The organism is Cytobacillus kochii, assembly GCF_044790165.1.
GTDB classification, from domain to species: domain Bacteria; phylum Bacillota; class Bacilli; order Bacillales; family Cytobacillaceae; genus Cytobacillus; species Cytobacillus kochii.
Map to the genome: position 1 here is coordinate 4,092,562 of NZ_CP085254.1, position 24,868 is coordinate 4,117,429.

Below are 24,868 nucleotides of genomic sequence, written 5' to 3' on the forward strand. Positions count from 1 at the left end.
AAAGAAAGCCATTTTTCAGTTCTTTTATCTTCTGAACTTATTCTTTCTATGTTCATAAGATATTGCGTGTCAATCTCGTCCTTCAGTTTATGTACACTATTTCAAAAATAAAAATCCTATTTAACTATACAACCTATCTATCAAAAAATAGGGTAACAGCTCAACATGGAGATGTTACCCTATTCTTTATTTTAATCCTTTCTTAGACTTCATCTTTTTTTATCTCTACTCTGTTCTTTGATGGACTTTCTGAAATTCCTAAAGTTTTTCATGCCGCCCATACTACTAAGCATTTCATTTGTCTTTTCTTTTTCAATCATTTTAGAATTCAAACCTTGATACTTAGTCTCTTTTTTTAGTTTCCAATAGCTTTCTAACCTCTCAACAGACAAAAAACCATCTTTAATTGCCTTTTGTACTGCACAGTTCGGCTCATGTTGATGTGTACAATCATTAAATTTACAATCAAAAGCAAGTTGATTAATATCAGAAAAGGATGTCGTTAAATCTGCACTTATAATCCCAAGTTCCCTCATACCGGGGGTATCTATAACAACACCTAAATTTGGCAACATAATCAGTTCTCGTCTTGTAGTAGTGTGTCTGCCCTTATCATCATTTCTTAAACCATTCGTATCTAATATTTTTTGCCCTATCAGACAATTGATTAAGGTTGATTTTCCAACTCCAGATGAACCTATAAACGCTACTGTCTTACCGCTAGAGAGATAACTTTTTAAGGAATGGTACCCTTCATCAGAAACACTTGTTGTAACATGTACTGCTACACCTATTGCAATAGAAGATATTTCATTAAGCCTTGCTTCTATTTCATTACATAAATCTGATTTTGTAAGTACAATAACCGGTGTTGCACCACTATCCCATGCGATAGAAAGGTAACGCTCTAGTCTACGTAGATTATAATCATCGTTCAATGACATACAAATAAAAACCGTATCAATATTTGTAGCTACCATCTGTATATCTTCTTTAGTTCCTGCCATTTTACGTGCAAATGCGCTTTTTCGTGAAAGTATGTGATGAATAATTCCGTTCCCCTGTGAATTATTTGTTCTATCAATCATTACAAAATCTCCCACAGCAGGATATTCAGAAATTCCTTTTACATTATAGTGATATTTACCAGAGATCTCAGCAACTATCTCACTTTTTTCTGTGATTACCTTATATAAGTTTTTAGATTGTGATGAAACTCTACCAATAAAAAGGGCTTTATATTTTTTAGACTCCTGTATAAATTCTTCAGTAAGTCCTAAATTTTTCATATCAATATTATTCAACTTCATTTCCTCCTAACTTGTTTTTTTACTAACACAAATTTATTTTGATTGCACACCGGACATCCTTGATTTTTCAACGCTTCTATTGTAGGAAAGTCTCCCTGGATGCCAACAAGGGTTGCTCTATTACACGACTTACATTGGTAAGTACGGATTGTTTGCCTTACCTCACCTGTATAGATTGCATCTTCGAATCGACCTATAATATTAGGCTTCGTTGATTCTGTTGTTTGAAGAACGATCATTTGTCCTTTATTTCCATTCATTTGTGCCCCTTCGTATTCATTAAAATTTACTATAATCTCTTTAATTGAGAGACTCATGTGTATTAGCTCATGCTGCAATGCCAGCATAAAGTCTGGTGATTTATGGGCAAATGACAAAAAGATTGGGAAGCCTTTTTCTTTCTTTAAAGCGCTTATTCCGCGAGAAAGGAACAAAGACATTCCTTGTAACGTATAAGGCGGATCTGTAAAAAAGCAATCGTATTGTTCGTGAAAATACTCTGGTAGTAATTGTCGCAAATCCATATGAAGGTCATTAATAGATAGGCCTTCTCGTTCATTTATATGAAGAATATATTGTAAGAATCGGTAATCATTATCTATGACGGTAATCATGGTGTTTTTATTCCTCTTATCCGGAAATAACCGGTTAAGAAGAAGGCCGAGCGACACACTGACTAGGTCGTCATCACCAACACACAAGATTTTTTTTCCTATCAACGCATGCTCTCTTAGGCAAAGTATTGCCCGACGCAAACTTGTTTCGGGTGTGCATTTTGATTGATCAATTTGCACATTAACTTGTGGGCGTAATTGAAATAACCTTGTTAGTAACGATAATATACCTTCAAGCTCTACCTTCCAATCTGTCTCATTAGTCATAAGCCTTTGATATAAGGCTTTGTCTAATCCATCATATCCTAATTCATTTTCGATATATGAAAGCCCTTTATAGGTACAACGCACCCCACGATCCTGGATTAATGCACCTGCCTTTATAAGTTCCTTCTTAACCGCAGTAGCCACTGGAACTGGAAGAAGGACTTTTCGTGCTAGTTCTTTTGTTGATATCCCAGGTTGTATAAAACATTCAACCAAAAGTTGTTCAATTACCAAAGGACCCTCTTGAAGACATACCTTTGCATTAACTTGTTCAATATAATTATTCATGGAATCACTCGCTTATTGTCGATATTTTAATGTGCTTTATTCATTGTGGATAAACACACACGTCATCCAAACAGATACTTAATCCCAAATAAAAAAGGACAGAAAATGAACATATAGTCCATCTTCTGTCCTTTTTAGGATATTGACTACCAAATGACTTTTTTGTCAGAATGATACCGGTCGTTAAAAAAACCTATTTCTAACGTGAGAGTAAAAAATATAACCGTGCAAACGAGCACGGCTTTTGTAGTCAATTATAAATTAAGGATGGCCGTTGTGTTCTTAACCTATATTGATTCATCTATTTTTGTCCAAGACAAACAAACCACTTCAAAAAGTGGATTTTTCCATGTAATAGAAAGAACCATATAAAATTGGTTGATTAGTTAAGAACAAATACCAACATCGAGGCAAAACTCCTATATTGAAAAATATATCCAATTGTAACTTGGATATATTAAATAATCAAGAGTAAAAGTTATTCTATTTTTCTTACGACCTTCCACGCATTTCTAACTCCTTTAATTGTACTCCTGCAAAACTTGGTAAAGTATGAATAATACAAACTCAACTGATAACTCAAGAGATTATAAGATTATCATACTACTCACTTAAGCTTGACCAATAAGCACTATTCCATTTAATTTATAAATTTTAAGCCTTATTACATTTGAAATATAATAAGGCTCTTCATTATTGAAATGAAATTCATCATAATTATCACTCCACTCCTATAACCGCTCTCGACTCCAAGTTGTCCCTGTTTTGATTATCTTAGCTGGAGAGCCTGCAATGGTTGTATGTGCTTCGGAGAAAGGTTTAGTAACAACTGATCTTGCTCCGATGATCGTATCGTCGGGAATCACCGCGCCTTTGGAGATCAAGCAACTAGCAGCAACCCAAACATGATTACCAATGACCACATCCTTTGCACCGTTCAATCTTTCATTTGTTTCAAGGTCAAGAACGGAATGAGCATCTGTTGTTCTCACGGCTATATCATAAGAAAACATACAGTCCGCTCCAATGGAAATATTCTTTCCTTCTTGTGATAATAGATAGACATTCTTAAAGGTCGTTCGGTCACCCACTTTAATTGATTGTTTTTTGCCTTTTAATAATATATGACCAATTAAGTCGGTATTTTCCCCTATCATAATTTCATTATTTGAACCTCGTATGTGAATTAATATATTGGATAGTTTTGTCCCTTTTCCAATATGGATTTTATTATTTGAACCAGTGATTTTTAATTCAGCATTTTTAAAAATAAACGATTCTTCATCGTATATTAGTTGATTGTTTTTTCCAAATACTTTCGTCGTTAGTCCTTTAATTTCTTCTTGAAGTATCATGAAAATGGACCTCCTTACAATTATTGCTCGTATTATAACATCACTGAGTTATTGTAAAGGAGGAATTTACAGAAACTGAAAACAACTGTTACATATGATTTAATTGTCATCTTATTTTTGCATTTACATCGTACCCGATATATAATGTATCGTGTACGATGTAAATAAGGAGGTGGCCAAAGTAAAAGCACAGACCTTAGAGAATCAATTATGTTTTGCTATTTATAAAGCAACAAATCAATATACTAAGTTATACCGGAAAGCACTGGAACCGTTTGACCTCACTTACCCTCAATATATTGTCTTACTCGCTCTGTGGGAAAATGATCATATGATTATTAAACAATTAAGTGAAAAGTTATCGTTAGGGATTGGTACCTTAAACCCCATTATTTCTAAACTAGTAACAAAAGATTATATAACGAAAACACCCTCACCAATGGACAAAAGATCTATAGTCATTTCATTGACCACAAAAGGAAGAAACTCCGAAAGTACGATATCAGAAATGATTGCAACTAAGGCTACAAAATGGGATTCATTTGCTATATTTGATGACCAATTCAAATTAAAATTACAAGAATTGAATACACAGTTATCTCAATTAAATGACGGGGAGGAGAAAAAATGAATTTATATGATATAAACGTAAAACTCGAAAACGGTACCAATTATCAATTGGAGCAATATGAAGGCAAGGTATTACTAATTGTCAATACCGCAACAAAATGTGGTTTGGCCCCACAATTTGCAGAACTTGAGAACCTATATCAAAAATATAAAGATGCGGGACTGGTTATATTAGGATTTCCTTCGGATCAATTTAAACAAGAACTCGACTCTGCTGAGGAAGCGAGTGAAGCTTGTCGGATGATCTATGGTGTTTCATTTCCTATGCATGAAATCATTAAAGTGAATGGAAAAGAAGCACACCCTTTATTCAATTATTTAACGACAGAAGCAAAAGGTTTTCTGAGCAAAAGCATTAAATGGAACTTTACTAAGTTTCTCATTGATCAAAATGGTAATGTGGTAGAGCGCTTCGGTCCTACAGACAAACCAAGTGATTTTGAGGAAAAAATAAAACAACTACTATCAAATTAAGACATATGTCACTTCGCCTTCCCTATGGTAGATAACTATGATTATTACCGTTCACTTTAGGGTATTACAATTAATACCATCATTATATTTATCAAGGGGAGGCTCATTCATGAATCAGTCAAAGAAACTAGGTATTGTCTACCTTATTACTTTCGCTATAATGATTTTCTTAAATTATTGGTCCGCTACAAATGTTGGCAATGTTGCTGATGCTAATCAACCTTTATTACAACCTGCTGGTTTTGCATTTTCCATTTGGGGGTTCATTTATTTCCTTTTATTTATTTGGATTATCAGAGCTTTTTTCGTGAAAGGTGATGCTGTTTATGTAAAAACTAGCTACCTACCAGCTCTTAACTTTTTATTAAATGGCTGTTGGATTCTAGCTTTTACTGCTCAAGCACTACTTACATCAGTAATCATCATTTTTGCTTTACTTGTCACCTTAATTCTGATCTATGGCAGAATAAACGATACCACTCATACTTTCTTTGAAAAACTACCATTTTCCATTTATATTGGTTGGGTTTCTGTAGCAAGTATTTTAAATGTATTTGTTTGGTTTGTAGGGATGGAACAGACTGTTTTTCTCGGATTGAATGAAGTGACTTGGACCTTTATTATGTTAGCAGTTGCTACAATATTAGCGATTGTTTTCTCTATTCGATTTAAAGACTTTATATATACACTTGTTTTCATCTGGGCATACATTGGTATATATGCAGAAACACCTAATGATGCTGTGAAAACCTTTGTGATGATCCTCATCCTTTTATTAATCGTTATTTTTATCTATACGCTCTACAAATTTTTCAAAAAGTAAATACAACTTAAGAGGCAAATTATGAAGAAAATAATCAAATCAAAAGTATTCCTTATCCTATCAGCTCTAGTAGTTACAGCAATCGGTGGATTTTTCATCTGGACTCAGCTCACTTATCATTCAGTGAATGAGCCAACGATCCCCGTAGACAACCAAATAAGCGTTGAAGATGATTGGCTCTTATTCGGTGACCCTAATAGTCAAATAGGTCTGATTCTTTATCCGGGTGCAAAAGTAGAACCCGAAGCTTATGCTTATATCGGTCAAGAATTAGCTAAAGAAAATCTATTTATCGCTATACCACATGTAACACTAAACATCGCCATACTTGATGTTTCTAAAGCTAACGAAATCATTAGTACGTATAAAGATGTAGATTGGTTTGTTGGAGGCCATTCAATGGGTGGTGCAGCAGCAGCCATGTACGCCGATAAAAACATAGATCAAGTACATGGTTTAATACTACTGGGTGCCTATGCCTCTGATAATGATACACTGACAAATTCGAAACTACCTGTCTTATCCATAAGTGGCTCAAATGATGGACTAAGTACGCCCGCTAAAGTTGACGAGAAGAAGGTTTTTCTTCCAGATGAAGCAGACTTCGTAGAAATCGAAGGAGGAAACCATGCCTATTTTGGTGTATACGGAGAACAATCTGGTGACAACCCAGCCGACATTTCTATTAAGAAACAACAAGAAACGATCATCGATACCATTACTCACTGGATAAAAGAACAAAAACAATAATTAAGAAGGGCTATCTCCTATAGATAGCCCTCCTGTTATTCTCCTCTAATTCCTTCTACTTCAATCTCTGTAATATGATAAGATGAATGAAATGCCAGAGGTAACCAGTCTTCAACTAAATGAATTTTCTTCATGCCCGGAGTTGGCATAAGCAGTTGAATTTTTGATAATAGTTTTGTTTCATCCATTTCATAGGAGACAATATAAAATTGATCAAACGTTTGTTTAAGAGAATCGAATTCACCGAAGCTTAATTGTTCAAAATTCTGAGAAGTGACGTCTTCTAACATTAACTGTTCTCCTACTTCATTCATTTGTTCTAATTGCTGCCAATCAATATGACGATTAATCTTGGAGAGTTCAACTAAATAGTGCTCCTCTTTTCGACTCGGTGATGATTGTGGTGAAGGTCCTCCACTTTTAATGATAAATAAAGAGTTTGTTGCCTTATTTTCGAATTTAAGATAACCCCATGCATAACCGGCTTTAGAAAATTCAAATTGAATCCCAAGTTTGCGGCATTCTTGTGCTACGGCATCTTCAATATGATTGCCTTTTACCCATGCATAACCTGTACTAATAAGCATTTCACGTTTCTTCTGTTCACGCTCATGAATGTAATGCCTATATCCTTTTAATATCCCATCAACAATCGCCTGACTTAATTCAGGTGAAAATTTATAATTCATCAAGTGATATTTCCTCCTAAGTTTTCTCTTTCACATATTCAACCTTTTTTGGAAAGGAAGATCATTGCTTGTTTTGGAAAAAAACCATTCTGATTACCATGCCCTTTTGTCTATTAATTCTTTTTCGTTCTCCCATACCATACGCAATAGGAGCTTCTTTATTCTTTTCTATATTCTATTATTTATGGTCTTCTAGTAAAGAAAAATGATAAAAGCATTCGCCTAATGAAGAAACGAATGCTATCTTTCTTTAGCCATTTTGGATAGAAACCGAAGTTTCTTCTCTCTTTATTTTCCAGTTGAGCGATAAAACTTTTTCTATCTCTTTTAATTGACTCTCACTTACTTTTACATTAGTTACTCCGTTTTCTACGAGCTTGTAATCTTGGTCTTTCTCTAATCCGAACTTCATACTTAACATGCGTTGCAATCCAGGAAAAGTAAGGAATTTGATGCGGTAACCATTGTTAATCATTGAAACAAAGTTTGCCTCATCTTTTTGGGCCAGATGAGCTAATTGTTCAAAATCGAACTGCTCGTTATACTTCCTCCACTCTGTCACTTCCTTTGACAAAGATTTTCTTATAATTTCTTCATCCGTTACACCTTGATTACGTAACAGCTCAATCATATATGCTTCCATTAAAGTTAATTGTTGTTTCAACATTCATCAGCTCCGAGGTTTTCTTTCATTTTACCACGGGATTGGCTGATTGAAGTACTCATTCATTACTTGAAACCAAATATAGTAACCAATATTATTCGGATGCACCCCATCTGCCAATGTGTCTTGTAAATCAATGGAACTGTCCGCCATTCTTTTTGCCATCGGTCGATAAATATCTATATATGGCCACTCGTTTTCTTTAATATACTGATCTGTTGCTTTTAAATAGTCTTGATAAGAATGATTGCGCTTATTATCAATTTTTCCGTTATAAAGAACAGTTGTCGGATTGGGAGAAAGAAAAAGAATTTTCGTATCAGGAGTGGCCTTTTTAATTTTATCAACGGTTTTTTCAATCGCTTGCTCCGTTTCTTTTATGCTTTGATGATATTGATAACTATTAACGACACCTGTTTCAATCATTACCAAATCAGGCTCTGATTTTACCAAGTGATCAACCGTTCCATCCTTAAGTAGCATATTTAAGGTGTAACCGCTTTTAGCAAAGTTATGAAATGACAGCTTTTTTTTATGTGGCAAATGGCGTTCTCGCACTTCCTTTTCTAATAAACGAAACCAAGAAAACATCGGATGAGATGCTCCTTTTCCACGAGCAACACTACTGCCAATAACGGCTACTTTTGCACCGTTCTTACTGTAGCTTTCAGAGACAATATAATCATAAATTGTTGTCTGCTCGCTAACTGAATGGATTGTTTTAGCCGACACAGCAGAGCCAGAAAACAATAAAATACTTGTAAACACTAAGATCATCGTTTTTTTCATTTTATTCGCTTCCTTTCATACTCTCTGCTTACCCTTTTCACTGGCACTTAATCTAGGTCATTTTGACTTCTCTCACCCATGGGAATCTGATAAAATAAGGAAGCACAGTTTTTTATGAAAGGAGGAAACTAGATGGTCTCTTCTAAGGATGTTGCCAAACATGCTGGCGTTTCTCAAACGACCGTATCACGTGTACTTAATACTCCAAACCTAGTCAAAAAACCAACAGTAGATAAAGTGATGGCTGCGATTGAAGAACTTCATTACATTCCGAATGCCCATGCGCGTTCTCTTGTACAAAATAAAACAAACACGATTGCGTTACTTTCTGGACCCCTTCATAATCCTTTTTTTGTCGATACAACAGCAGCAATTGTTAATTACGCTAATAGCAAAGGTTATCGTGTGCATGTTCAATTTGTGAATGATGAGAAATTAAATGAGGCATATACTTCAGTAGTTGAAAATAAGGTAGATGGGGTCGTGATGTCCTGTATCTTACTTGATGATCCTATTTTCGAGAAGTTTGAGAAAATGGATATACCATTTATTACATATAATCGAAAACATATTAATAATAAACATTTCGTTGAAATCGATAATTTTCAGGCTGGCATACTTTCAGCTCGTCATATGCTAGAGTTAGGTCATAAACAAATTGCTTGGATTGGAGGTCCCTCTACCGTTAGTACATTTAAAAATAGATACGATGGCTTCGTGGAAGGGATGAACAATCAAGACCTTGCATCGCAATACGTGATTCAAACGAATACATCAAAACAAGCGGTAAAAGAAGCATTTGAAAAACTGATGCAATTACCAACTCCACCAACAGCTATTTGTGCTGCCACAGATGCAATCGCTCTACAAACCATCGATGAAGCAACAAAAGCCGGTTATCGTGTCCCCGCCGATATTAGCGTAGTGGGTATCGATAATGTTGACTTAAGTAAACACGGTAGTATCGAGTTAACAACCGTCGGAAGTATCTCTGAGCAAAATTTAGGTTTTCTAGCCATCAATGAACTGATTGAAATGATTGAAAATAAAAAAAACAGTTGCGTGAAAATCACTGAATCTGTTAAAGTATTTAATAGGAAAACAACAAAGGCATATCAATAGTTTTTATTTTTGCAAAAATGAATACGTAACCATTTTGAAAGCATAATCCCTTACCCTCTTCCATATGAGCTTGAACGACTCATGTGGAATCGCTTTACAAAAAAATGGTTACGTATTCATAATTTAATATTCTAACTTGTAAGGGTTTACAATTAAGGAGGAGAGAAACCGTCATGAAATGGAAAAACAGAAAATACGGCGAAGAATCACCGTATATCCCAGCAGGACCTTTTAAGGTTCGCTTACCTTTTATCCATTACCGTTTTGAATGGCCCGATTATGTGCAAGGACTATTAATGTGTGCTGTTGATTTATCAGCCATCCCGCTTTTAATGGAATTACTCGGTATGCCTTTTGAAGTAGCACTCGCTATTGTTGTTTTAAATGGACTTTTTTACTTATTACATCATTTACTAGGTGATCCGGCTGTACCTGGTTGGATAACACCAGCCATTCCTTTAATCATGCTGTACTGTCAGCAATTCCCTGAAGGACCTGAACGTGTTCACTCACTGATCGCCTTCCAATTAACACTCGGTATTCTATCATTATTACTCGGGGCTACTGGATTGGCATCAAAGGTTGTTCGCTTTATTCCGCCCGCATTAAAAGCTGGTGTTATCCTAGGAGCTGGTTTAGCAGCTGTCATCTCTGTTTTCCAAGTTGGTGGCCGTTTTGAATTGTTCCCTTGGACCATCTCGATTGCTATTGGAATTGGGTTTTATCTTTTATTTTCAAAACATTTTATTCACTTCCAAAATAAGAATGTCTTTTGGAAAACGGTCGCTAAATTAGGGATATTCCCAGTAATATTATTAGCTGTTTTTATCGCTCCAATCTTTAGTGAAGCTAAATTACCTGCAATAGAATGGGGCTTTTCTTCCCCAGACTTTATTACTCTATGGAATGAATACACAGTATTTGGTATTGGTTTACCGCCTTTAATGATGTTTATTACCGCGATTCCTACAGTTTTGGCTGCATATATTGTGTTGTTTGGTGATGTATTACAAGTAAAAGCATTAGTAGAGGATGGACAATCTAAACGTCCAGATGAAAAGGTTGAATATAATCCAAACCGTTCTCACTGGATATTTGGTATTCGAAACGGGGCAATGAGTATCATTGGACCTGATGTCACAATGGCCGGACCAGCTTGGAGTGCGATGCAAGTTGTTATGGTTGAACGCTTTAAAAAAGGCAGAAAAGCAATGGATTCATTATATGGTGGCGTAGGCTCTTTCCGTTGGGGAACAAACACTGGATTATGGCTACTGCCAATCGTAAGTTTCGTTGAGCCTATACTAGGGGTTGCGATGGCATTAACTCTTCTTATTCAAGGATATGTAAGTGTGAAAGTTGGTATTTTAGAAGCACGAAGTCAAAAAGATCTTGGTGTAGCTGGGATTGTCGCAGCTGTTCTATGTATTAAAGGCGCTGCTTGGGCGTTTGCGGTAGGTATTATTCTTTGTCTATTATTATACGGAAAAGATTTCTTTAAAGGAGAAATAGACAAAACGTTTAATAAAGATAGTGAAGATCTCAAAAATCAAGAAAAGCAGGTGAGTTAATATGAAGAAACAATTATATATCAATGGTGAATGGAGAGACTCAGCAAACTATGCTGACCTCCTCTCTCCCTATACAAATAAAGTGATTGCGCAAATTCCACAAGCTTCAAAGGAGGAAGTGGAAGAAACCATTGAGATGGCGCATCAAAAAAGAAAAGAGATGGCTCGTTTGACTGCCTACGAGCGTGCAGAAATATTAGAAGAGCTTGTTCTATTATTTAAGGAAAATCGACAAAAAGCTGCTGAAATCATTTCTTTAGAATCAGCGAAACCATTGAAATTCTCACTAGGTGAAATTGACCGTACGATTGAGACATATAAATTCGCAGCTGAGGAAGCAAAACGCTTAACAGGAGAAATGATTCCGATGGACGCAGCCAAAAACGGAGCTAACCGATTCGGCTATACAATCGAGGAACCGATTGGCGTAATTGGTGCCATTACACCATTTAATTTTCCACAAAATTTAGTAGCACATAAAGTGGGACCAGCGATTGCCTCTGGAAACCCGATTGTATTAAAACCAGCATCGCAAACACCATTATCTGCTCTATTTCTTGCTGAACTCCTTGACCAAACTTCTTTACCCAAGGGTGCATTTAACGTAGTTACTGGCAGTGGTCGTATTGTCGGAGATGCCCTTGTCGAGAATCCGCTTGTGAAAATGATTACTTTCACTGGTAGCCCAGCCGTTGGTATTGGTATTCGCAATAAAGCAGGACTAAAGAAAGTTGCACTAGAACTCGGCTCTAATGCAGGACTGATTATTGATAGAAACGTAGACTTAGAAGAAATCGTAGCTAAATGTTTAACAGGTGCCTTTTCTAACCAAGGGCAAGTCTGTATTTCTCTGCAACGTACGTACGTACTAGAAGAAATTTTCCCTGCGTTCATTGAAAAGTTTGCCGAAGCTACTCAGGCATTAACAATCGGTGATCCCATGCATGCAACAACTGACCTATCAGCGATGATTCATCCAGCTGAACAGGAGCGCGCATTGAGTTGGGTTGATGAAGCAGTCTCCTTAGGAGCAGAGATTATTACAGGCGGAAAAATTGAAAATGGCGTATTTTTACCAACCATCTTAACGAATGTCGATGCGACTGCAAAGGTTTCTTGCCAAGAAGTGTTTGCCCCTATTGTTATTGTTAACCGTATCTCTTCAATTGAAGATGGTATTATTGCAATCAATGATTCTGACTATGGTTTGCAGGCTGGGATTTTCACTAATGATATTCAAACTGCCTTCCATGCTTCTAAAGCACTTGAAGTGGGCGGCGTGATGATTAATGATATTCCAACCTATCGTGTAGACCAAATGCCATATGGCGGAGTGAAAGAAAGCGGTACGGGCAAAGAAGGTTTAAAATACGCGATTCACGAAATGACAGAAACAAAATTAATTGTTTGGAACCAAAATTAATTAGAGGAGTGACCATCATGTCTGAAAAAATCACCTTTACCCCTATAAGCTACACGGGCTGGGATGCCCTTTCCCACCTCGTTGAAGAAGTAGAAAAGTTTAACGTCAAAAAAATCCTTGTGATTACTGACCCTTTTTTAAAAGAAATTGGCTTAACGGATAAAGTGACACACCCACTTAATGAGGCAGGATATATCACTGATGTTTACACTGATGTTGTTCCTGAACCACCACTTGCTGTTGGGGAAAAACTGGTCTCCTATACGCGCGAACACGCTTTTGATATGGTCATCGGCATCGGTGGCGGAAGTGCACTTGACTTAACAAAATTAGCTGGCGTTATCGCTGTTCATGAAGGTGATGTAGCTGATTATTTAAATCTAACCGGCACAAAATCGATTACAAAAAAAGGATTACCGAGTATCTTAATTCCAACTACATCTGGAACAGGATCAGAAGTAACAAATATCTCCGTCCTTTCATTGGAAACAACAAAAGATGTCGTCACGCATGATTATTTACTAGCAGATGTAGCTATTGTTGACCCAGCACTCACAATGTCTCTTCCTGCAAAGGTAACAGCTGCTACTGGTATCGATGCCCTTACACATGCGATTGAAGCATATGTGTCTAAAAATGCGAGCCCAGTCACGGACGCTTTAGCACTACAGGCCATTCGCCTAATCAGTCAATCCATCCGCACAGCTGTTCATCATGGCGACAATAAACAAGCACGCATTGACTTGAGCTATGGGAGTTATTTAGCTGGTATTGCCTTCTTTAACGCAGGTGTAGCTGGGGTTCATGCACTTGCTTATCCACTAGGCGGTCAATTCCATATTGCCCATGGTGATTCAAACGCTGTTCTTCTGCCATATGTGATGGGCTATATTCGTTCAGCATGTGAAAAAAGGATGAAGGATATTCTCGATACAATGGGCTTTAGCTCTACACATCTTTCACAAGAAGAAGCTTCCCACCGCTGTGTAGAAGAATTAAAACGCTTAGTCGAAGATGTTGGCATCCCGTCTTCTTTAAAAGGGTTTAACATTGGCCATGATGCACTTGATTCTTTAACAGAAGATGCGACAAAACAAACTCGTTTACTTGCTCGAAGTCCAATGGAATTGTGTAAAGAGGATATATATACAATTTATGAAGCCGCCTTTGAGGGTAAAGTAGTTGATCAAACGCTAGTAAAAGCATGATGATAAAAAAGTATAAAATTTTTCAATGAGTTTTCATGTCTAGCTCCAGGCGCCATCGGCTCGAGGTCATAAGCCAATCCGTCAAAAAGGTTAAAGAACAACCTTTCCGCCGGCTCGTCTTATGCTTGTCGCCGATAGGCAGGCGCCTTGCGCTTTTCTTATTAATCTGTTTTCAATTCATAATGAGCTACTCGATTCTCTTTAAATGTAATGATTAGCCATTCACTATCAATACTAATGATACTCCTTTCATTACCCAAATAATAAACGATGTTATTGTCACTCTTAAAATACGTGTTTTCTGTTGGTGTTCCTAGTTTTTCAATTACTTCGTTATAATGTCTATTTTTTAAATCATACGTATTTAATAAATCGTCTATCATTCCCACTCGTTCGTGTGGATTATTTCTCCAATCCATTTCATTAAATTTGGCATGAACGCCATTAAATACTAGTAGGCTAATCAAAGCGATTGGCCATACCCATGCTAAAGAAAACAACCAAAGTTGTTTGGGCTTCTCCCTCCTATTTGGACGTAAGCGTTTTATCGCTAACCACACGCATAAAAAATACAATACACTTGGTAAAATGACATATAGCATCGTATGAAGATTCATATGAGCATCAGCAACCGAAAACAAAATGAACAGTAGAAGATTAACCATCAAGTACAATATCGTTACGATAACTAGAAGAGGAAAAACTGCTTGAGTGAACTTCATAAATTTGAATAACCTCCTTATATTTATTTGGTATTATTATACATTCACTCATAATGATATTGGTAGTCATCTAGAGTGATGTTTTCACACGGTCATGGGAGGCGACCACGGCATTATGGTGGCTATTAGTTATTCTCCTAGATAAAAGGTAAAGGCAGTGGCTGCTCCTTTGCGGTGCTCTCTAATTACATACCAACTGTCAGTGTCATGCTAGAGATGTACGTATTTGATTATTTCAGTAAGTGCAAAATGAAATAAATGATGTGGGGTTTTATGGGGGTTGCCAACACATCTTAGAAGGTTTTACATCTCTTGTATGCGCATTTTCTTTTTGCCAACACATCTTAGCTGGTTTTTCATCTCTTGTGTGCGCATTTTCTTTTTTGCCAACACATCTTAGCCGGTTTTTCATCTCTTGTGTGCGCATTTTCTTTTTGCCAACACATCTTAGACGGTTTTTCATTTCTTGTGTGCGCATTTTCCTTTTGCCAACACATCTTGACTGTTTTCTCATCTCTTGTGTGCGCATTTTCCTTTTGCCAACACATCTTAGACGGTTTTTCATTTCTTGTGTGCGCATTTTCTTTTTGCCAACACATCTTAGACGGTTTTTCATTTCTTGTGTGCGCATTTTCCTTTTGCCAACACATCTTGACTGTTTTCTCATCACTTGTGTGCGCATTTTCTTTTTGCCAACACATCTTAGCCGGGTTTTTCATCTCTTGTGTGCGCATTTTCCTTTCGCCAACACACCTTGGCGGGTTTTTCATCTCTTGTGTGCGTATTTTCCTTTTGCCAACACATCTTAGCCGGGTTTTCATCTGTTGTGTGTGCATTTTCTTTTTGCCAACATATTTCTCATCACTTGTATGTGCATTTTCTTTTTGACTATACATCTTGGCAGTTACCTCATGAAAGTTTATACTCTTCCATGATTATGTCAGGTGATTCTCGTTTCTATGCTCCCCCCATCCCCCATTCATAGAGTTCCTTTAAACAATGATTTCTTCTTTTGTAATTTTCCACATGACAGGATCCTATCAAAAATAGCTTGATCATTCACCTATAAAGTTATTATAAATTTCCGAAAATGATTGACTTCTACTCTAGGTAATTATACACTGAATGAGAATGATTATCGTTATTAAATTACTACATACGATTGTCACAGTTTAATAGAAGAGAAGGGGAAAAAAATGAAAGCAAAGAAGTCGTTCTTATTACTACTATTACTGGTATCTACCGCCATGTTTGCCTTAATTGGTTGCTCAAATAATGAATCAACTGCTTCTGAAGATGAAAAAGATAAAGAGGTGGAAACAACTACAGATCAACCATCCGAAACAGAATATCCAATTACAATTGAACATGCTTTTGGGGAAACAGTGATTGAAGAAAAACCTGAAAGAGTGGCAACAATTCAGTGGGCGAACCATGATGTTGTACTAGCCCTAGGCGTTGAGCCTGTCGGTTTTTCTGCAGCAAACTATGGTGTAGAAGATGGTAGTGGCTTACTTCCATGGACTACGAAGAAACTTGAAGAACTTGATATTAAAGATCCTAATATTTATCAAGATACAGATGGTCTTGATTTTGAAGCGATTGCAGACTCCAATCCAGATGTTATACTTGCTGGTTACTCTGGAATTACACAAGAAGATTACGATTTATTAACACAAATTGCACCAGTTGTCGCATATCCAACTACTCCTTGGACAACAACATGGCGTGAACAAGTGCTTCTTAATGCCAAAGGGATGGGTATGGAGAAAGAAGGAGAACAACTCATTAAAGATACAGAGGATTTAGTTGCGGAAAAAGTTGCAGAGTATCCTGAATTAAAGGGAAAAAAAGTAGTTTGGGCTAACTTCTCAGCAAACGATTTGTCTCAGTTCCACCTCTATACACCTGCTGATCCACGTGTGTCTTTCCTTATGGAAATGGGATTAGAAACACCTGAGAGTATTACCAATCTAATCGAAGATGAAAATGCATTCTCTTTATCTTTGAGTGCTGAAAATGCTGATGTACTTAATGATGCTGATATTATCATCGGTTATAATGATGAAAGCACATATGATGCAGTAAAAGCAGACGCTCGTCTTGGCAAAATTAAAGCTATAGAAAGAGGATCGGTTGTCTTTATTGGTAACAACACACCACTTGCAGCTTCCGGGAACCCTAACCCGCTTTCTATCGAATATACAATCGATGAATACTTAGAATTAATCGCAGATGCGGTTGAGAAAGTTGATGAATAATTTAATTGAAAAGCAAGTCCCAAAAAGGCATCTACCAAAGCATTTGATAATTGTGCTCGTCGCATCTATCATTCTACTATGCTTATGTGTTGTTGCCTCTTTGGCATTTGGCGCAAGGTTTGTATCATGGAATGAGTTACTTACCGGTCTATTTCACCCAGAAATAGAATCATTTAGTTCAAGTGTTGTGCAAGAACGCATCCCTCGTACGATTTTTAGTTTATTATGCGGTGCTGCTCTTGGTGTTTCCGGTGCACTCATGCAATCTGTAACAAGAAATCCAATTGCTGACCCTAGTATTCTTGGCGTAAATACAGGGGCAGCGCTTTTTGTCGTCTGTGGGATAGCTTTTTTTCAAATTAGCAGTGCAGCTGAATATATTTGGTTTGCGATTGTTGGAGCTATGCTAACAGCGATTTTTGTATATGGAATTGGTTCAATGGGGAGTTCAGGTGCGACCCCACTTAAGCTCGTCTTAGCTGGGGCAGCAACAAGTGCCGCTCTCTCTTCCCTCGTTAGTGCCATTATGCTATCTCGTACATATGTCATGGATCAATTTAGATTTTGGCAAGTAGGTAGTGTAGGATCTGCTAACTGGAACTTAATCCTCACTTTTTTACCTTTTTTAGTTGTAGGTATTTTGCTTGCGATCATGACTGCTTCTGCTTTGAATGCATTAGCACTCGGTGACGAAGTGGCTACCGGACAAGGTGTCAGAACCGGTATGATTCGTTTAATCGCTGCATTTGCAGGGGTTATTTTATGTGGTGCCGCAACTGCGCTAGCCGGTCCAATTGGCTTTGTCGGTTTATTAGCGATGCACCTGATGAGACTCATTCTAGGTGCTGATCTTAGATTCACCATTCCCATGTCGGCAATATCAGGTGCAGTCATTTTAACAATCGCAGATATCGCTGGTCGTATCATCGGTAGCCCAGGGGAGTTAGAAGCTGGAGTTGTTACAGCCTTTATTGGAGCGCCTTTATTAATATTTTTAGCGATTAGAATGAAGGTGCGTTCACTATGAGACATCCATTATTAACCGTTATTAAACAAGGACGAATAAAAAGAAGACAGCGCTGGTTACTGATTAATAGCATACTCTTTGCTACAGCCTTAGCATTATGCTGTGCCATGCTTATGTTTGGTAACTCCTATTATCCGCCACAAGAGATTTGGAGTGCACTAACAGGGAATGCTGCTGGCGGTGCTTCCTTTGCCGTCAATACAATCCGCTTCCCGAGAATGTTAGCTGGTTTTTTTGCTGGTATTGCTTTCGGCATAGCTGGGAATACATTTCAAACGATGCTAAGGAACCCGCTTGCTAACCCCGATATTCTGGGTATTACTGCTGGTTCAAGTGTGGCAGCTTTAATTTGTATTCTTATTTTCCATACAAGTAACACGGTCGTATCTATTGCATCTGTCATTGCCGGATTATTAACGGTTTTTCTTATTTTTATTTTATCTAAAGGAAAATCTTTTTCCATCGGACGATTAATACTAGTCGGTATTGGTATTCAAGCTATGTTGAGTGCGGCCATTTCTTTTCTATTAATGCGAGGTGCGCAAGAAGATATACCTACTGCCTTACGATGGTTAAACGGCAGCTTGAATGGTGCTCAGCTAGATTCAACGATTCCATTAATGATTACTGTCATCCTATGCGCGCCTATTGTTGCCATTTTGGGTAGACAGCTCGGCATTCTTGAATTAGGTGAAGAATCCGCGACATCGCTCGGACTCAATACGAATCAAACAAGAATACTCCTTGTACTAACTTCGGTCGCCATGCTAGCCATTGCCACCGCAACGACCGGACCAATTGCTTTCGTTGCCTTTTTAGCTGGACCGATTGCCAAAAGACTAGTTGGTGTCGGGTATTCTAATGTCATTCCTGCAGGTCTCGTTGGTGTGAATCTTGTTTTAGCAGCTGACTTGATTGGTCAGTTTGCTTTTACAACTAGATATCCTGTTGGTATTATTACTGGTTTACTCGGGGCACCATATCTAATTTACTTACTTATCCGTATGAATCGAAAGGGTAGTTTATAATGAAAACAATTCACCAATTTGAAACGAAGGAAGTCGTAGCCGGTTATGATCAGAAAACGATTCTTCATGGGTTGGATGTGGAGATTCCAAGCAATAAAATAAATGTTATTATCGGGGCAAATGCTTGTGGAAAATCAACTTTGTTAAAAACGATGGCGAGACTCATCAAACCACAGTCCGGTCAGGTTATTCTTGATGGGAAATCAATTGATCAAATTCCACCAAAGCAACTCGCTCGGGTACTCGGTATTTTACCACAGTCCCCTATTGTTCCAGAGGGAATTACAGTAACTGACCTCGTTGGTAGAGGGCGTTATCCTCACCAGAAAATGTTCAGTGGTTGGTCTAAAAAGGATTATGAAGCGGTAGCTGAAGCAATGGAAATTATGAATATCGCAGAACTTGCCAATCGTAATATTGACGAACTATCTGGTGGTCAGAGACAACGAGTATGGATCGCCATGGCACTGACACAACAAACAGATATTTTATTTTTAGACGAGCCGACTACGTTCTTGGACATTGCCTATCAAGTAGAAATTTTAGATTTATTAACCGATCTCAATCGTAAATACGGGACAACTATCGTCATGGTTTTGCATGACATTAACTTATCTGCACGTTACGCAGATTACATTTTTGCATTAGAAAAAGGGCAGCTCATCGCAGAAGGTGAACCTTCTCAAGTCATCACAACTGATCTTGTGAAAAAAGTTTTTGGTCTAGATTGCACTGTCATCAATGACCCTGTGTCCCTCTCACCTATGGTTGTACCTAGGGGCAGATACCATGTACAAGTAAATGAATCGTTATAAGAACAAGAAACTCGCTTCTGTAAAATGAGCGAGTTGAGGGGATAGGGAGTTCGATTAAATGGGGTCTGGGGGAAGGTTTCCCCGGTGGGTTTGGGCAAGGCCCAAGGTTTAGCCTTAGAGCTGTTCTTTTATATCATTTATGTAAAATATAGTAAATTCCCTTGTATAATTTCTGCATAGTTTCTTCTGGAAGCTGCCTTTGATAAGGCAGTTTTCTATTTATCTAGAAAAACGAATAGAGGTGAACCATTTGAAAAGCACTGGAATTGTTAGAAATGTAGACGAGCTAGGTAGAAACGTCATACCCATCGAATTAAGATATTAACATTAAAGACCCGCTAGAAATTTTCTTATCAAGACTTAAATCGTAAAAAGTCATAAAAAAATAAAGGGAGATACATATTAGATATGACTAAGATGTATCCCCCGATTGTGAAATATGAATTAGGTCGTATCTTTCATTTTGATTTTGATATTAAAGGAATCTACATAAAGATATGCCCAAAATATAGTGTTAGTAATATAACCTTTCTTTCTAATTACCACCTCTACGAGACCATATGATAATCGGAATTAATAATAAGGAGAGAATCCCTCCAATAAATGATAAAGTTAGATAACTTGAACCTGCCATAATCACTCCAGACAAGGCTCCACCAGCAGCTCCTGATAACGCAACGAAAACATCCAACGTACCTTGTGTTTTAGCCCTTGTAGAAGTTGTAGTTGAATCAACAATAAGTGCAGTCCCACTTATCAAACCAAAATTCCATCCTAATCCAAGTAAAGAAAGTGCAATTACGAGGAAAACCATGGAATCTGCTGGAGCAAATGCTGCTGTTAAACCCGCCAGAAGTAACGTAGTTCCAGAAGCAATCGCCATAACAGTACGGCCCAATTTGTCAACAAGGATACCAGTAACCAGTGAGGGGAGATACATGGCACCTATATGAAAACCAATAACCATACCTACTTCACCCACGCTATGTCCATGATGCCGCATATGAACTGGTGTCATAGTCATAATAGCTACCATTACAATTTGAGTCAGAACCATAATTGTCGCACCTACAATTATGCCTCTTTTGTTCTCTAATTGCTCAGTATTGACTGAAGGTTTTTTCTCATTCTTTTCTTTGTTCGATGCTTCTATTGTTCTTGCTATTAGTAACGGATCTGGGCGAAGCATAATGAAAAGAACAATACCTGCTAAGATATATGCTGCTGCCGCCAAAATGAATGGACCAGCAAGTGCTGGAACGCCAATAGAAAGAGCAATATTGCCCATTACATTTACTAAGTTCGGACCAGCAACTGCACCAAATGTTGTAAATACCATAGTAAGACTAATAGCAGTCGCTCTCTGTTTACTATTTGCTAAATCTGTACCTGCATAACGAGCTTGTAAATTTGTTGCAGTTCCTGAGCCATAAACAAGTAATGAAAGAAATAACAGCAAAACGCTATTTATAATTGCTGCAATGATGACCCCTATTGCTCCCAGTCCACCTATCATAAAACCTGTTCCCAGACCTATACGACGTCCAGAAGCTTGCGAAAGTCTCCCAACGAGTAAGGCTGCTCCTGCTGACCCTAAAGTAAATAAAGCTGATGGAAGTCCGGCAAAGGCTTCTGTACCAAGCATTTGCTGTGCAAGAAGTGCACCCACCGTAACTCCTGCTGCTAACCCTGCACCACCAAAAATTTGTGAAACACTTACCACGAATAATGTACGCTTATATAACGCTTTTTGTTTTTCTGGAGAAAGAATGTAGCTTTTCAGCGTAGTTGTTTGTACTTCTAACAATTCTACACGATCTTTTTGTACCATGTTCCTACCTACCTTTCCAAAAACTCATTCTATTAATCTTCCAACATGATTTGAAATATCATAACACGCACAAAAAAACCATACAATATCATAATTGTATGGCAAACAATATTAGGTATGAGCCTTTAATAAACGTTTAAGGATAATCAATCCTTGTTCAAGCTCTTGTGTGGTATTAGGTGCGCAAACAGAGATTCTTACTGCCCTTTCTGGACAACTATTTCCAACTACAAAACGTTCAGCTGCATATACTTGTACTCCCTCTTGCTCAGCTAACGTTTCAAATTCTGCACCAGTAATCTCGCCTGGTAATAGCAACCAACGAAAGATACCCGTTTCAACACCTAGGCACTTATAGTCACTCAAATATCGATCTACTATTTGGTTTCTTTGAATGGTCTGTTTTCGATGCCCCTCAATTAAGAGTTCAAATTGGTTGGATACAATCGTACGTGCTGTCAATTCCGCTAATAACGGGGAAACAGTTATGTTTAAATTATAAAGTGCCTTTGAAATGGGCTCCTTATATTGACTCGGCACTGCTACATAGGCTAGTCGTAATCCTGGTGCTAATGCTTTAGATAAACCTGCAATATAGACAACCTGTTCCGGGGCGAATGATGCAACTGCTGGTAGTGGGTTTTTATTAAGAAGATGGTAAGATCCATCCTCAATAATGAACTGATTATACTTTTTGGCAATGCTAGCAATATTTTTCCGATTCTCAACCGACATTAAGGAAGCTGTGGGATTATGATAATCTGGCATCAAGTATATGCCTTTAATATTTTCATTTTTACATGCATAATCAAAAGACGTTGGACTCATTTCATAGTTCTCTGACTTTATCGGCACTATTTGTACATTAAGCATCGCTGCAACTGTTTTTAGGCCGGGGTACGTATGCTGGTCAACCCCAATGCGTTCACCAGGCTTACAAAGACTTGCTAGTGTAGCAGCAATTGCATTTTGAGCTCCATTTGCAAATAAAATGTGTTCAACAGTTGTTTCAAATCCACCTCTTCGGAGTAACTTTATAGCTGCATCCTTTTGCCATAGACTTTCGCCTGTCCGACCATATCCAAACCATTTTTCGTAATCAGTCTCTTGCAGCATACTTTTCAGTTGGATTAACAATGGCTCGTAGGAGGCATTATCTGGAAGTGTTGCTCCCATTTCAATTAAATGCTGCGGCTTTGTATCTTCAAGTAAATAGGCATTCGATAACGCGTCATATGATACAAACGTCCCACTTCCAACTGAAGCGCTTAACAAGCCCTTCAACTCACAAACTTTAAAAGCTTTTGAAATGGTACTCAGATTTAAATCTAGATAATCAGCCAATTCTCTTTGTGGAGGAAGTTTTGTTCCTGGTAACAAAACTCCGTTAAGTATGTCCTTCTCCAATTGCCTTGCAAGTGCTTTATATATAGGTTTTTCAGTTTTATCAACCGAAGGCTTCCAGCTCATCGGGTAGTTTTCAAAAGAATTAATTGGCATAATATGCATCCCTTTTTACAATTTTATATGATTGTACCATTTCTATAAAAAATAAAATTCTTTTTTTCTTTATCCCTATCAATGAATACCTGAGTAATTATCTATAAGTAAGGCCACCATTCTTTTTTTAATATTCATGATTATTTTGTGATTCGCATAGTTGTTTAAACCCTTTTTAAATTTATATCACTTTGGACTATTCTATTTTCCTTGCTTTGGTGAGTGTGTAAACAGTAATGCCAGTAAAGCACCCAGAAATGCTATTATACCGCCCCAGAAAAATGCCTGTTGAAACCCATCATTCAAGGCAACTACCTGTGACCCGGCTGTACTAGAAGCAGTTGTTGCGCCTGCAATAGCTACTATTAAAGCTAGACCAACCGCTGATCCAATTTGGTAAAAGGTATTGTATAAACCAGATGCAATACCTGACCTTTCTGATTCGACCTCTGATACAGATGCCGTAGTCGCAGGTAAATAAGCAAGTGCATTACCTAGAGATGCTATTAACGAAGCGAGCAACACATTGGTCCAATAGTTCCCGTCTACTGTAGCTGTTTGTGAAAATAAAACAGATCCGGCCCCAAGTAAGATAAATCCAGTAATCATGGTCTTTTTCATTCCGAATTTGTCCATCACTTTTTCGGCTATAAATATCATGAAAAGCGCCATAAATACAGGCATAGGCAGCATTGCCATTGCTCCAACAAATGGAGAAAGCTGTAAAACCTGTTGCAAGTATAAAACAAGTATATATATCATCGGGAACCATGATGCTGCTATTAAGAAAACGGAAATATTTCCTATAGCTAAATAAGGCGTCTTAAATATATTGAGTGGTAAAAGTGGTTCTCTTTTCTTGGACTGTACCAAAAGGAAAATAAGAAACAAGATAGCACCGACAGCCAAGGAGAATATTGTATTGGATGACTGCCAGCCACTTTGCTCTGCTGTTACAATTCCATAAACAATTAACATAGAAGAAACAGTAACTAAAATGGCACCGATATAATCGACACGACCAGTTGCTTTACGCCCTGCCTCTTGTAAAAGCTTCGGAGACAAGGTAAGCACGATAATACCAAGTGGAACATAGATCAATAATGTCCAGCGCCAACCAAGAACTTCTGTAATAACGCCACCTAAAACGATACCCAAAGCTCCACCTGCTGCCCCAGACAGTCCCCAGAAAGCAAGTGCTTTACCCATTTCTTTACCATTAGAAGAAAACAGGAGCATAATCAGGGACAGTGCAGCTGGTGCAATGAAAGCAGAGCCCAATCCTTGAACTCCACGCCACACGTTTAGACTCATTTCACTCCAAGCTATACCTGCAAACAAGGATGATACAACTAGAATAATAACGCCTAAATTAAATATGCGTCGATTTCCGAATAAATCCGCTAACCTTCCACCCAATAGTAGAAATCCTCCAAATATAATAAGAAAAGCACTCATTACCCATTGTAAGCTTTCTTGACTATAACCAAGCGTTTTTTTGATAGATGGCAGGGCAATCTGAATAATCGCAGAATCCATCATCACAAGGAAATTTGCAAAGCACAACAAAGCTAGTGCTTTCCAACGCTTTGAATCAGGTTGCGAAATTGCCTGTGCATGTGTAGGCATAATGATATTACCTCCAGAATTACAGTTTAATTAGTTTCGATATTAAATGATAGTCCATCATTGAAAAAGTAAATTAAT

General features: G+C 37.6%; 23 protein-coding genes. 12 read left to right on the forward strand and 11 right to left on the reverse strand.

The genetic code is table 11. From position 1 onward, the window contains the following. Positions 1-209: 209 nt before the first annotated feature. From rsgA to LG276_RS20895, 3 genes are all read right to left on the reverse strand, one after another. Entirely contained in the window at positions 210-1,304 is a 1,095-nt protein-coding gene (gene rsgA / locus LG276_RS20885) for a ribosome small subunit-dependent GTPase A (protein WP_251162199.1), read from the reverse strand. 2 nt (positions 1,305-1,306) lie between these two features. Further along, complete coding sequence (locus LG276_RS20890; protein WP_251162200.1) at positions 1,307-2,479, reverse strand: bis-aminopropyl spermidine synthase family protein; 1,173 nt, start codon at positions 2,477-2,479, stop codon at positions 1,307-1,309. Positions 2,480-3,210: 731 nt separating this feature from the next. Beyond that, positions 3,211-3,834, reverse strand: coding sequence for an acyltransferase (locus LG276_RS20895; RefSeq protein WP_281202723.1), 624 nt, complete (start codon positions 3,832-3,834; stop codon positions 3,211-3,213). A 172-nt stretch (positions 3,835-4,006) separates the two neighbouring features. Here LG276_RS20895 and LG276_RS20900 point away from each other — a divergent pair, with 172 nt between their 5' ends. From LG276_RS20900 to LG276_RS20915, 4 genes are all read left to right on the forward strand, one after another. Continuing rightward, positions 4,007-4,465: a MarR family winged helix-turn-helix transcriptional regulator gene (locus tag LG276_RS20900; RefSeq protein ID WP_404292750.1), complete on the forward strand. Its 459-nt coding sequence runs from the start codon at positions 4,007-4,009 to the stop codon at positions 4,463-4,465. Further along, positions 4,462-4,938 carry a glutathione peroxidase gene (locus LG276_RS20905; protein WP_404292752.1) on the forward strand — a complete coding sequence of 159 codons (477 nt, stop codon included), beginning with the start codon at positions 4,462-4,464 and terminating at the stop codon, positions 4,936-4,938. The genes LG276_RS20900 and LG276_RS20905 overlap by 4 nt, the downstream gene beginning before the upstream one ends. Before the next feature lie 109 nt (positions 4,939-5,047). Continuing rightward, entirely contained in the window at positions 5,048-5,761 is a 714-nt protein-coding gene (locus tag LG276_RS20910; protein WP_224937239.1) for a tryptophan-rich sensory protein, read from the forward strand. 21 nt (positions 5,762-5,782) lie between these two features. Further along, entirely contained in the window at positions 5,783-6,511 is a 729-nt protein-coding gene (locus LG276_RS20915) for an alpha/beta family hydrolase (protein ID WP_341052308.1), read from the forward strand. A 35-nt stretch (positions 6,512-6,546) separates the two neighbouring features. Here LG276_RS20915 and LG276_RS20920 read toward each other — a convergent pair whose 3' ends face one another. From LG276_RS20920 to LG276_RS20930, 3 genes are all read right to left on the reverse strand, one after another. Then, positions 6,547-7,200: a hypothetical protein gene (locus LG276_RS20920; protein ID WP_307316013.1), complete on the reverse strand. Its 654-nt coding sequence runs from the start codon at positions 7,198-7,200 to the stop codon at positions 6,547-6,549. A gap of 250 nt (positions 7,201-7,450) precedes the next feature. Then, the gene (locus tag LG276_RS20925; protein WP_404292754.1) at positions 7,451-7,867 is read right to left on the reverse strand and encodes a hypothetical protein; all 417 of its coding nucleotides are present in this window, start codon (positions 7,865-7,867) and stop codon (positions 7,451-7,453) included. A gap of 27 nt (positions 7,868-7,894) precedes the next feature. Continuing rightward, complete coding sequence (locus LG276_RS20930; protein WP_404292756.1) at positions 7,895-8,653, reverse strand: SGNH/GDSL hydrolase family protein; 759 nt, start codon at positions 8,651-8,653, stop codon at positions 7,895-7,897. Positions 8,654-8,785: 132 nt separating this feature from the next. Between LG276_RS20930 and LG276_RS20935 the strand changes: the two genes are divergently transcribed. The 4 genes from LG276_RS20935 to LG276_RS20950 all read left to right on the forward strand — a co-directional run bounded on the left by LG276_RS20935 (position 8,786) and on the right by LG276_RS20950 (position 13,977). Further along, positions 8,786-9,775, forward strand: coding sequence for a LacI family DNA-binding transcriptional regulator (locus tag LG276_RS20935; RefSeq protein ID WP_404292758.1), 990 nt, complete (start codon positions 8,786-8,788; stop codon positions 9,773-9,775). A gap of 173 nt (positions 9,776-9,948) precedes the next feature. Continuing rightward, positions 9,949-11,346 carry a hypothetical protein gene (locus LG276_RS20940; protein ID WP_224937245.1) on the forward strand — a complete coding sequence of 466 codons (1,398 nt, stop codon included), beginning with the start codon at positions 9,949-9,951 and terminating at the stop codon, positions 11,344-11,346. Position 11,347: 1 nt separating this feature from the next. Further along, complete coding sequence (locus LG276_RS20945; RefSeq protein WP_251162206.1) at positions 11,348-12,769, forward strand: aldehyde dehydrogenase family protein; 1,422 nt, start codon at positions 11,348-11,350, stop codon at positions 12,767-12,769. 17 nt (positions 12,770-12,786) lie between these two features. After that, a complete protein-coding gene (locus LG276_RS20950; protein ID WP_251162207.1) occupies positions 12,787-13,977 on the forward strand; it encodes an iron-containing alcohol dehydrogenase in 1,191 nt (396 codons plus the stop codon). A gap of 161 nt (positions 13,978-14,138) precedes the next feature. On the opposite strand, the gene LG276_RS20955 is transcribed toward LG276_RS20950, so the two are convergent. Both LG276_RS20955 and LG276_RS20960 read right to left on the reverse strand, forming a co-directional pair. Further along, positions 14,139-14,699, reverse strand: a complete 561-nt coding sequence (locus tag LG276_RS20955) for a hypothetical protein (RefSeq protein ID WP_251162208.1) — start codon at positions 14,697-14,699, stop codon at positions 14,139-14,141. 356 nt (positions 14,700-15,055) lie between these two features. Then, positions 15,056-15,595: a hypothetical protein gene (locus LG276_RS20960; RefSeq protein ID WP_251162209.1), complete on the reverse strand. Its 540-nt coding sequence runs from the start codon at positions 15,593-15,595 to the stop codon at positions 15,056-15,058. Between the two features lie 300 nt (positions 15,596-15,895). Here LG276_RS20960 and LG276_RS20965 point away from each other — a divergent pair, with 300 nt between their 5' ends. Genes LG276_RS20965 through LG276_RS20980 form a run of 4 tightly spaced genes read left to right on the forward strand, consistent with a single transcriptional unit; the run spans position 15,896 to position 19,830 of the window. Continuing rightward, positions 15,896-16,960, forward strand: a complete 1,065-nt coding sequence (locus LG276_RS20965) for an ABC transporter substrate-binding protein (RefSeq protein WP_224937251.1) — start codon at positions 15,896-15,898, stop codon at positions 16,958-16,960. Further along, a complete protein-coding gene (locus LG276_RS20970) occupies positions 16,953-17,987 on the forward strand; it encodes an iron ABC transporter permease (RefSeq protein WP_224937252.1) in 1,035 nt (344 codons plus the stop codon). The genes LG276_RS20965 and LG276_RS20970 overlap by 8 nt, the downstream gene beginning before the upstream one ends. After that, entirely contained in the window at positions 17,984-19,015 is a 1,032-nt protein-coding gene (locus LG276_RS20975) for an iron chelate uptake ABC transporter family permease subunit (RefSeq protein ID WP_251162210.1), read from the forward strand. The genes LG276_RS20970 and LG276_RS20975 overlap by 4 nt, the downstream gene beginning before the upstream one ends. Next, positions 19,015-19,830, forward strand: coding sequence for an ABC transporter ATP-binding protein (locus LG276_RS20980; RefSeq protein ID WP_251162211.1), 816 nt, complete (start codon positions 19,015-19,017; stop codon positions 19,828-19,830). The genes LG276_RS20975 and LG276_RS20980 overlap by 1 nt, the downstream gene beginning before the upstream one ends. 535 nt (positions 19,831-20,365) lie before the next feature. Here LG276_RS20980 and LG276_RS20985 read toward each other — a convergent pair. The 3 genes from LG276_RS20985 to LG276_RS20995 form a co-directional block, all read right to left on the reverse strand. Then, a complete protein-coding gene (locus LG276_RS20985) occupies positions 20,366-21,661 on the reverse strand; it encodes an MFS transporter (RefSeq protein ID WP_251162212.1) in 1,296 nt (431 codons plus the stop codon). 111 nt (positions 21,662-21,772) lie between these two features. Continuing rightward, a complete protein-coding gene (locus LG276_RS20990; protein ID WP_251162213.1) occupies positions 21,773-23,161 on the reverse strand; it encodes a PLP-dependent aminotransferase family protein in 1,389 nt (462 codons plus the stop codon). Positions 23,162-23,362: 201 nt separating this feature from the next. Beyond that, positions 23,363-24,790 (reverse strand): DHA2 family efflux MFS transporter permease subunit, encoded by a 1,428-nt coding sequence (locus LG276_RS20995; protein WP_251162214.1) that lies wholly within the window; start codon positions 24,788-24,790, stop codon positions 23,363-23,365. Between the last annotated feature and the right edge of the window lie 78 nt (positions 24,791-24,868).

Bases quoted from the DNA above. Each gene is read 5' to 3' on its own strand.
- LG276_RS20890 (WP_251162200.1), bottom strand. From the start codon at position 2,479: ATGAATAATTATATTGAACAAGTTAATGCAAAGGTATGTCTTCAAGAG.
- LG276_RS20895 (WP_281202723.1), bottom strand. From the start codon at position 3,834: ATGATACTTCAAGAAGAAATTAAAGGACTAACGACGAAAGTATTTGGA.
- LG276_RS20905 (WP_404292752.1), top strand. From the start codon at position 4,462: ATGAATTTATATGATATAAACGTAAAACTCGAAAACGGTACCAATTAT.
- LG276_RS20910 (WP_224937239.1), top strand. From the start codon at position 5,048: ATGAATCAGTCAAAGAAACTAGGTATTGTCTACCTTATTACTTTCGCT.
- LG276_RS20915 (WP_341052308.1), top strand. From the start codon at position 5,783: ATGAAGAAAATAATCAAATCAAAAGTATTCCTTATCCTATCAGCTCTA.
- LG276_RS20920 (WP_307316013.1), bottom strand. From the start codon at position 7,200: ATGAATTATAAATTTTCACCTGAATTAAGTCAGGCGATTGTTGATGGG.
- LG276_RS20925 (WP_404292754.1), bottom strand. From the start codon at position 7,867: ATGTTGAAACAACAATTAACTTTAATGGAAGCATATATGATTGAGCTG.
- LG276_RS20930 (WP_404292756.1), bottom strand. From the start codon at position 8,653: ATGAAAAAAACGATGATCTTAGTGTTTACAAGTATTTTATTGTTTTCT.
- LG276_RS20935 (WP_404292758.1), top strand. From the start codon at position 8,786: ATGGTCTCTTCTAAGGATGTTGCCAAACATGCTGGCGTTTCTCAAACG.
- LG276_RS20940 (WP_224937245.1), top strand. From the start codon at position 9,949: ATGAAATGGAAAAACAGAAAATACGGCGAAGAATCACCGTATATCCCA.
- LG276_RS20945 (WP_251162206.1), top strand. From the start codon at position 11,348: ATGAAGAAACAATTATATATCAATGGTGAATGGAGAGACTCAGCAAAC.
- LG276_RS20950 (WP_251162207.1), top strand. From the start codon at position 12,787: ATGTCTGAAAAAATCACCTTTACCCCTATAAGCTACACGGGCTGGGAT.
- LG276_RS20955 (WP_251162208.1), bottom strand. From the start codon at position 14,699: ATGAAGTTCACTCAAGCAGTTTTTCCTCTTCTAGTTATCGTAACGATA.
- LG276_RS20960 (WP_251162209.1), bottom strand. From the start codon at position 15,595: ATGTATAGTCAAAAAGAAAATGCACATACAAGTGATGAGAAATATGTT.
- LG276_RS20965 (WP_224937251.1), top strand. From the start codon at position 15,896: ATGAAAGCAAAGAAGTCGTTCTTATTACTACTATTACTGGTATCTACC.
- LG276_RS20970 (WP_224937252.1), top strand. From the start codon at position 16,953: ATGAATAATTTAATTGAAAAGCAAGTCCCAAAAAGGCATCTACCAAAG.
- LG276_RS20975 (WP_251162210.1), top strand. From the start codon at position 17,984: ATGAGACATCCATTATTAACCGTTATTAAACAAGGACGAATAAAAAGA.
- LG276_RS20980 (WP_251162211.1), top strand. From the start codon at position 19,015: ATGAAAACAATTCACCAATTTGAAACGAAGGAAGTCGTAGCCGGTTAT.
- LG276_RS20985 (WP_251162212.1), bottom strand. From the start codon at position 21,661: ATGGTACAAAAAGATCGTGTAGAATTGTTAGAAGTACAAACAACTACG.
- LG276_RS20990 (WP_251162213.1), bottom strand. From the start codon at position 23,161: ATGCCAATTAATTCTTTTGAAAACTACCCGATGAGCTGGAAGCCTTCG.
- LG276_RS20995 (WP_251162214.1), bottom strand. From the start codon at position 24,790: ATGCCTACACATGCACAGGCAATTTCGCAACCTGATTCAAAGCGTTGG.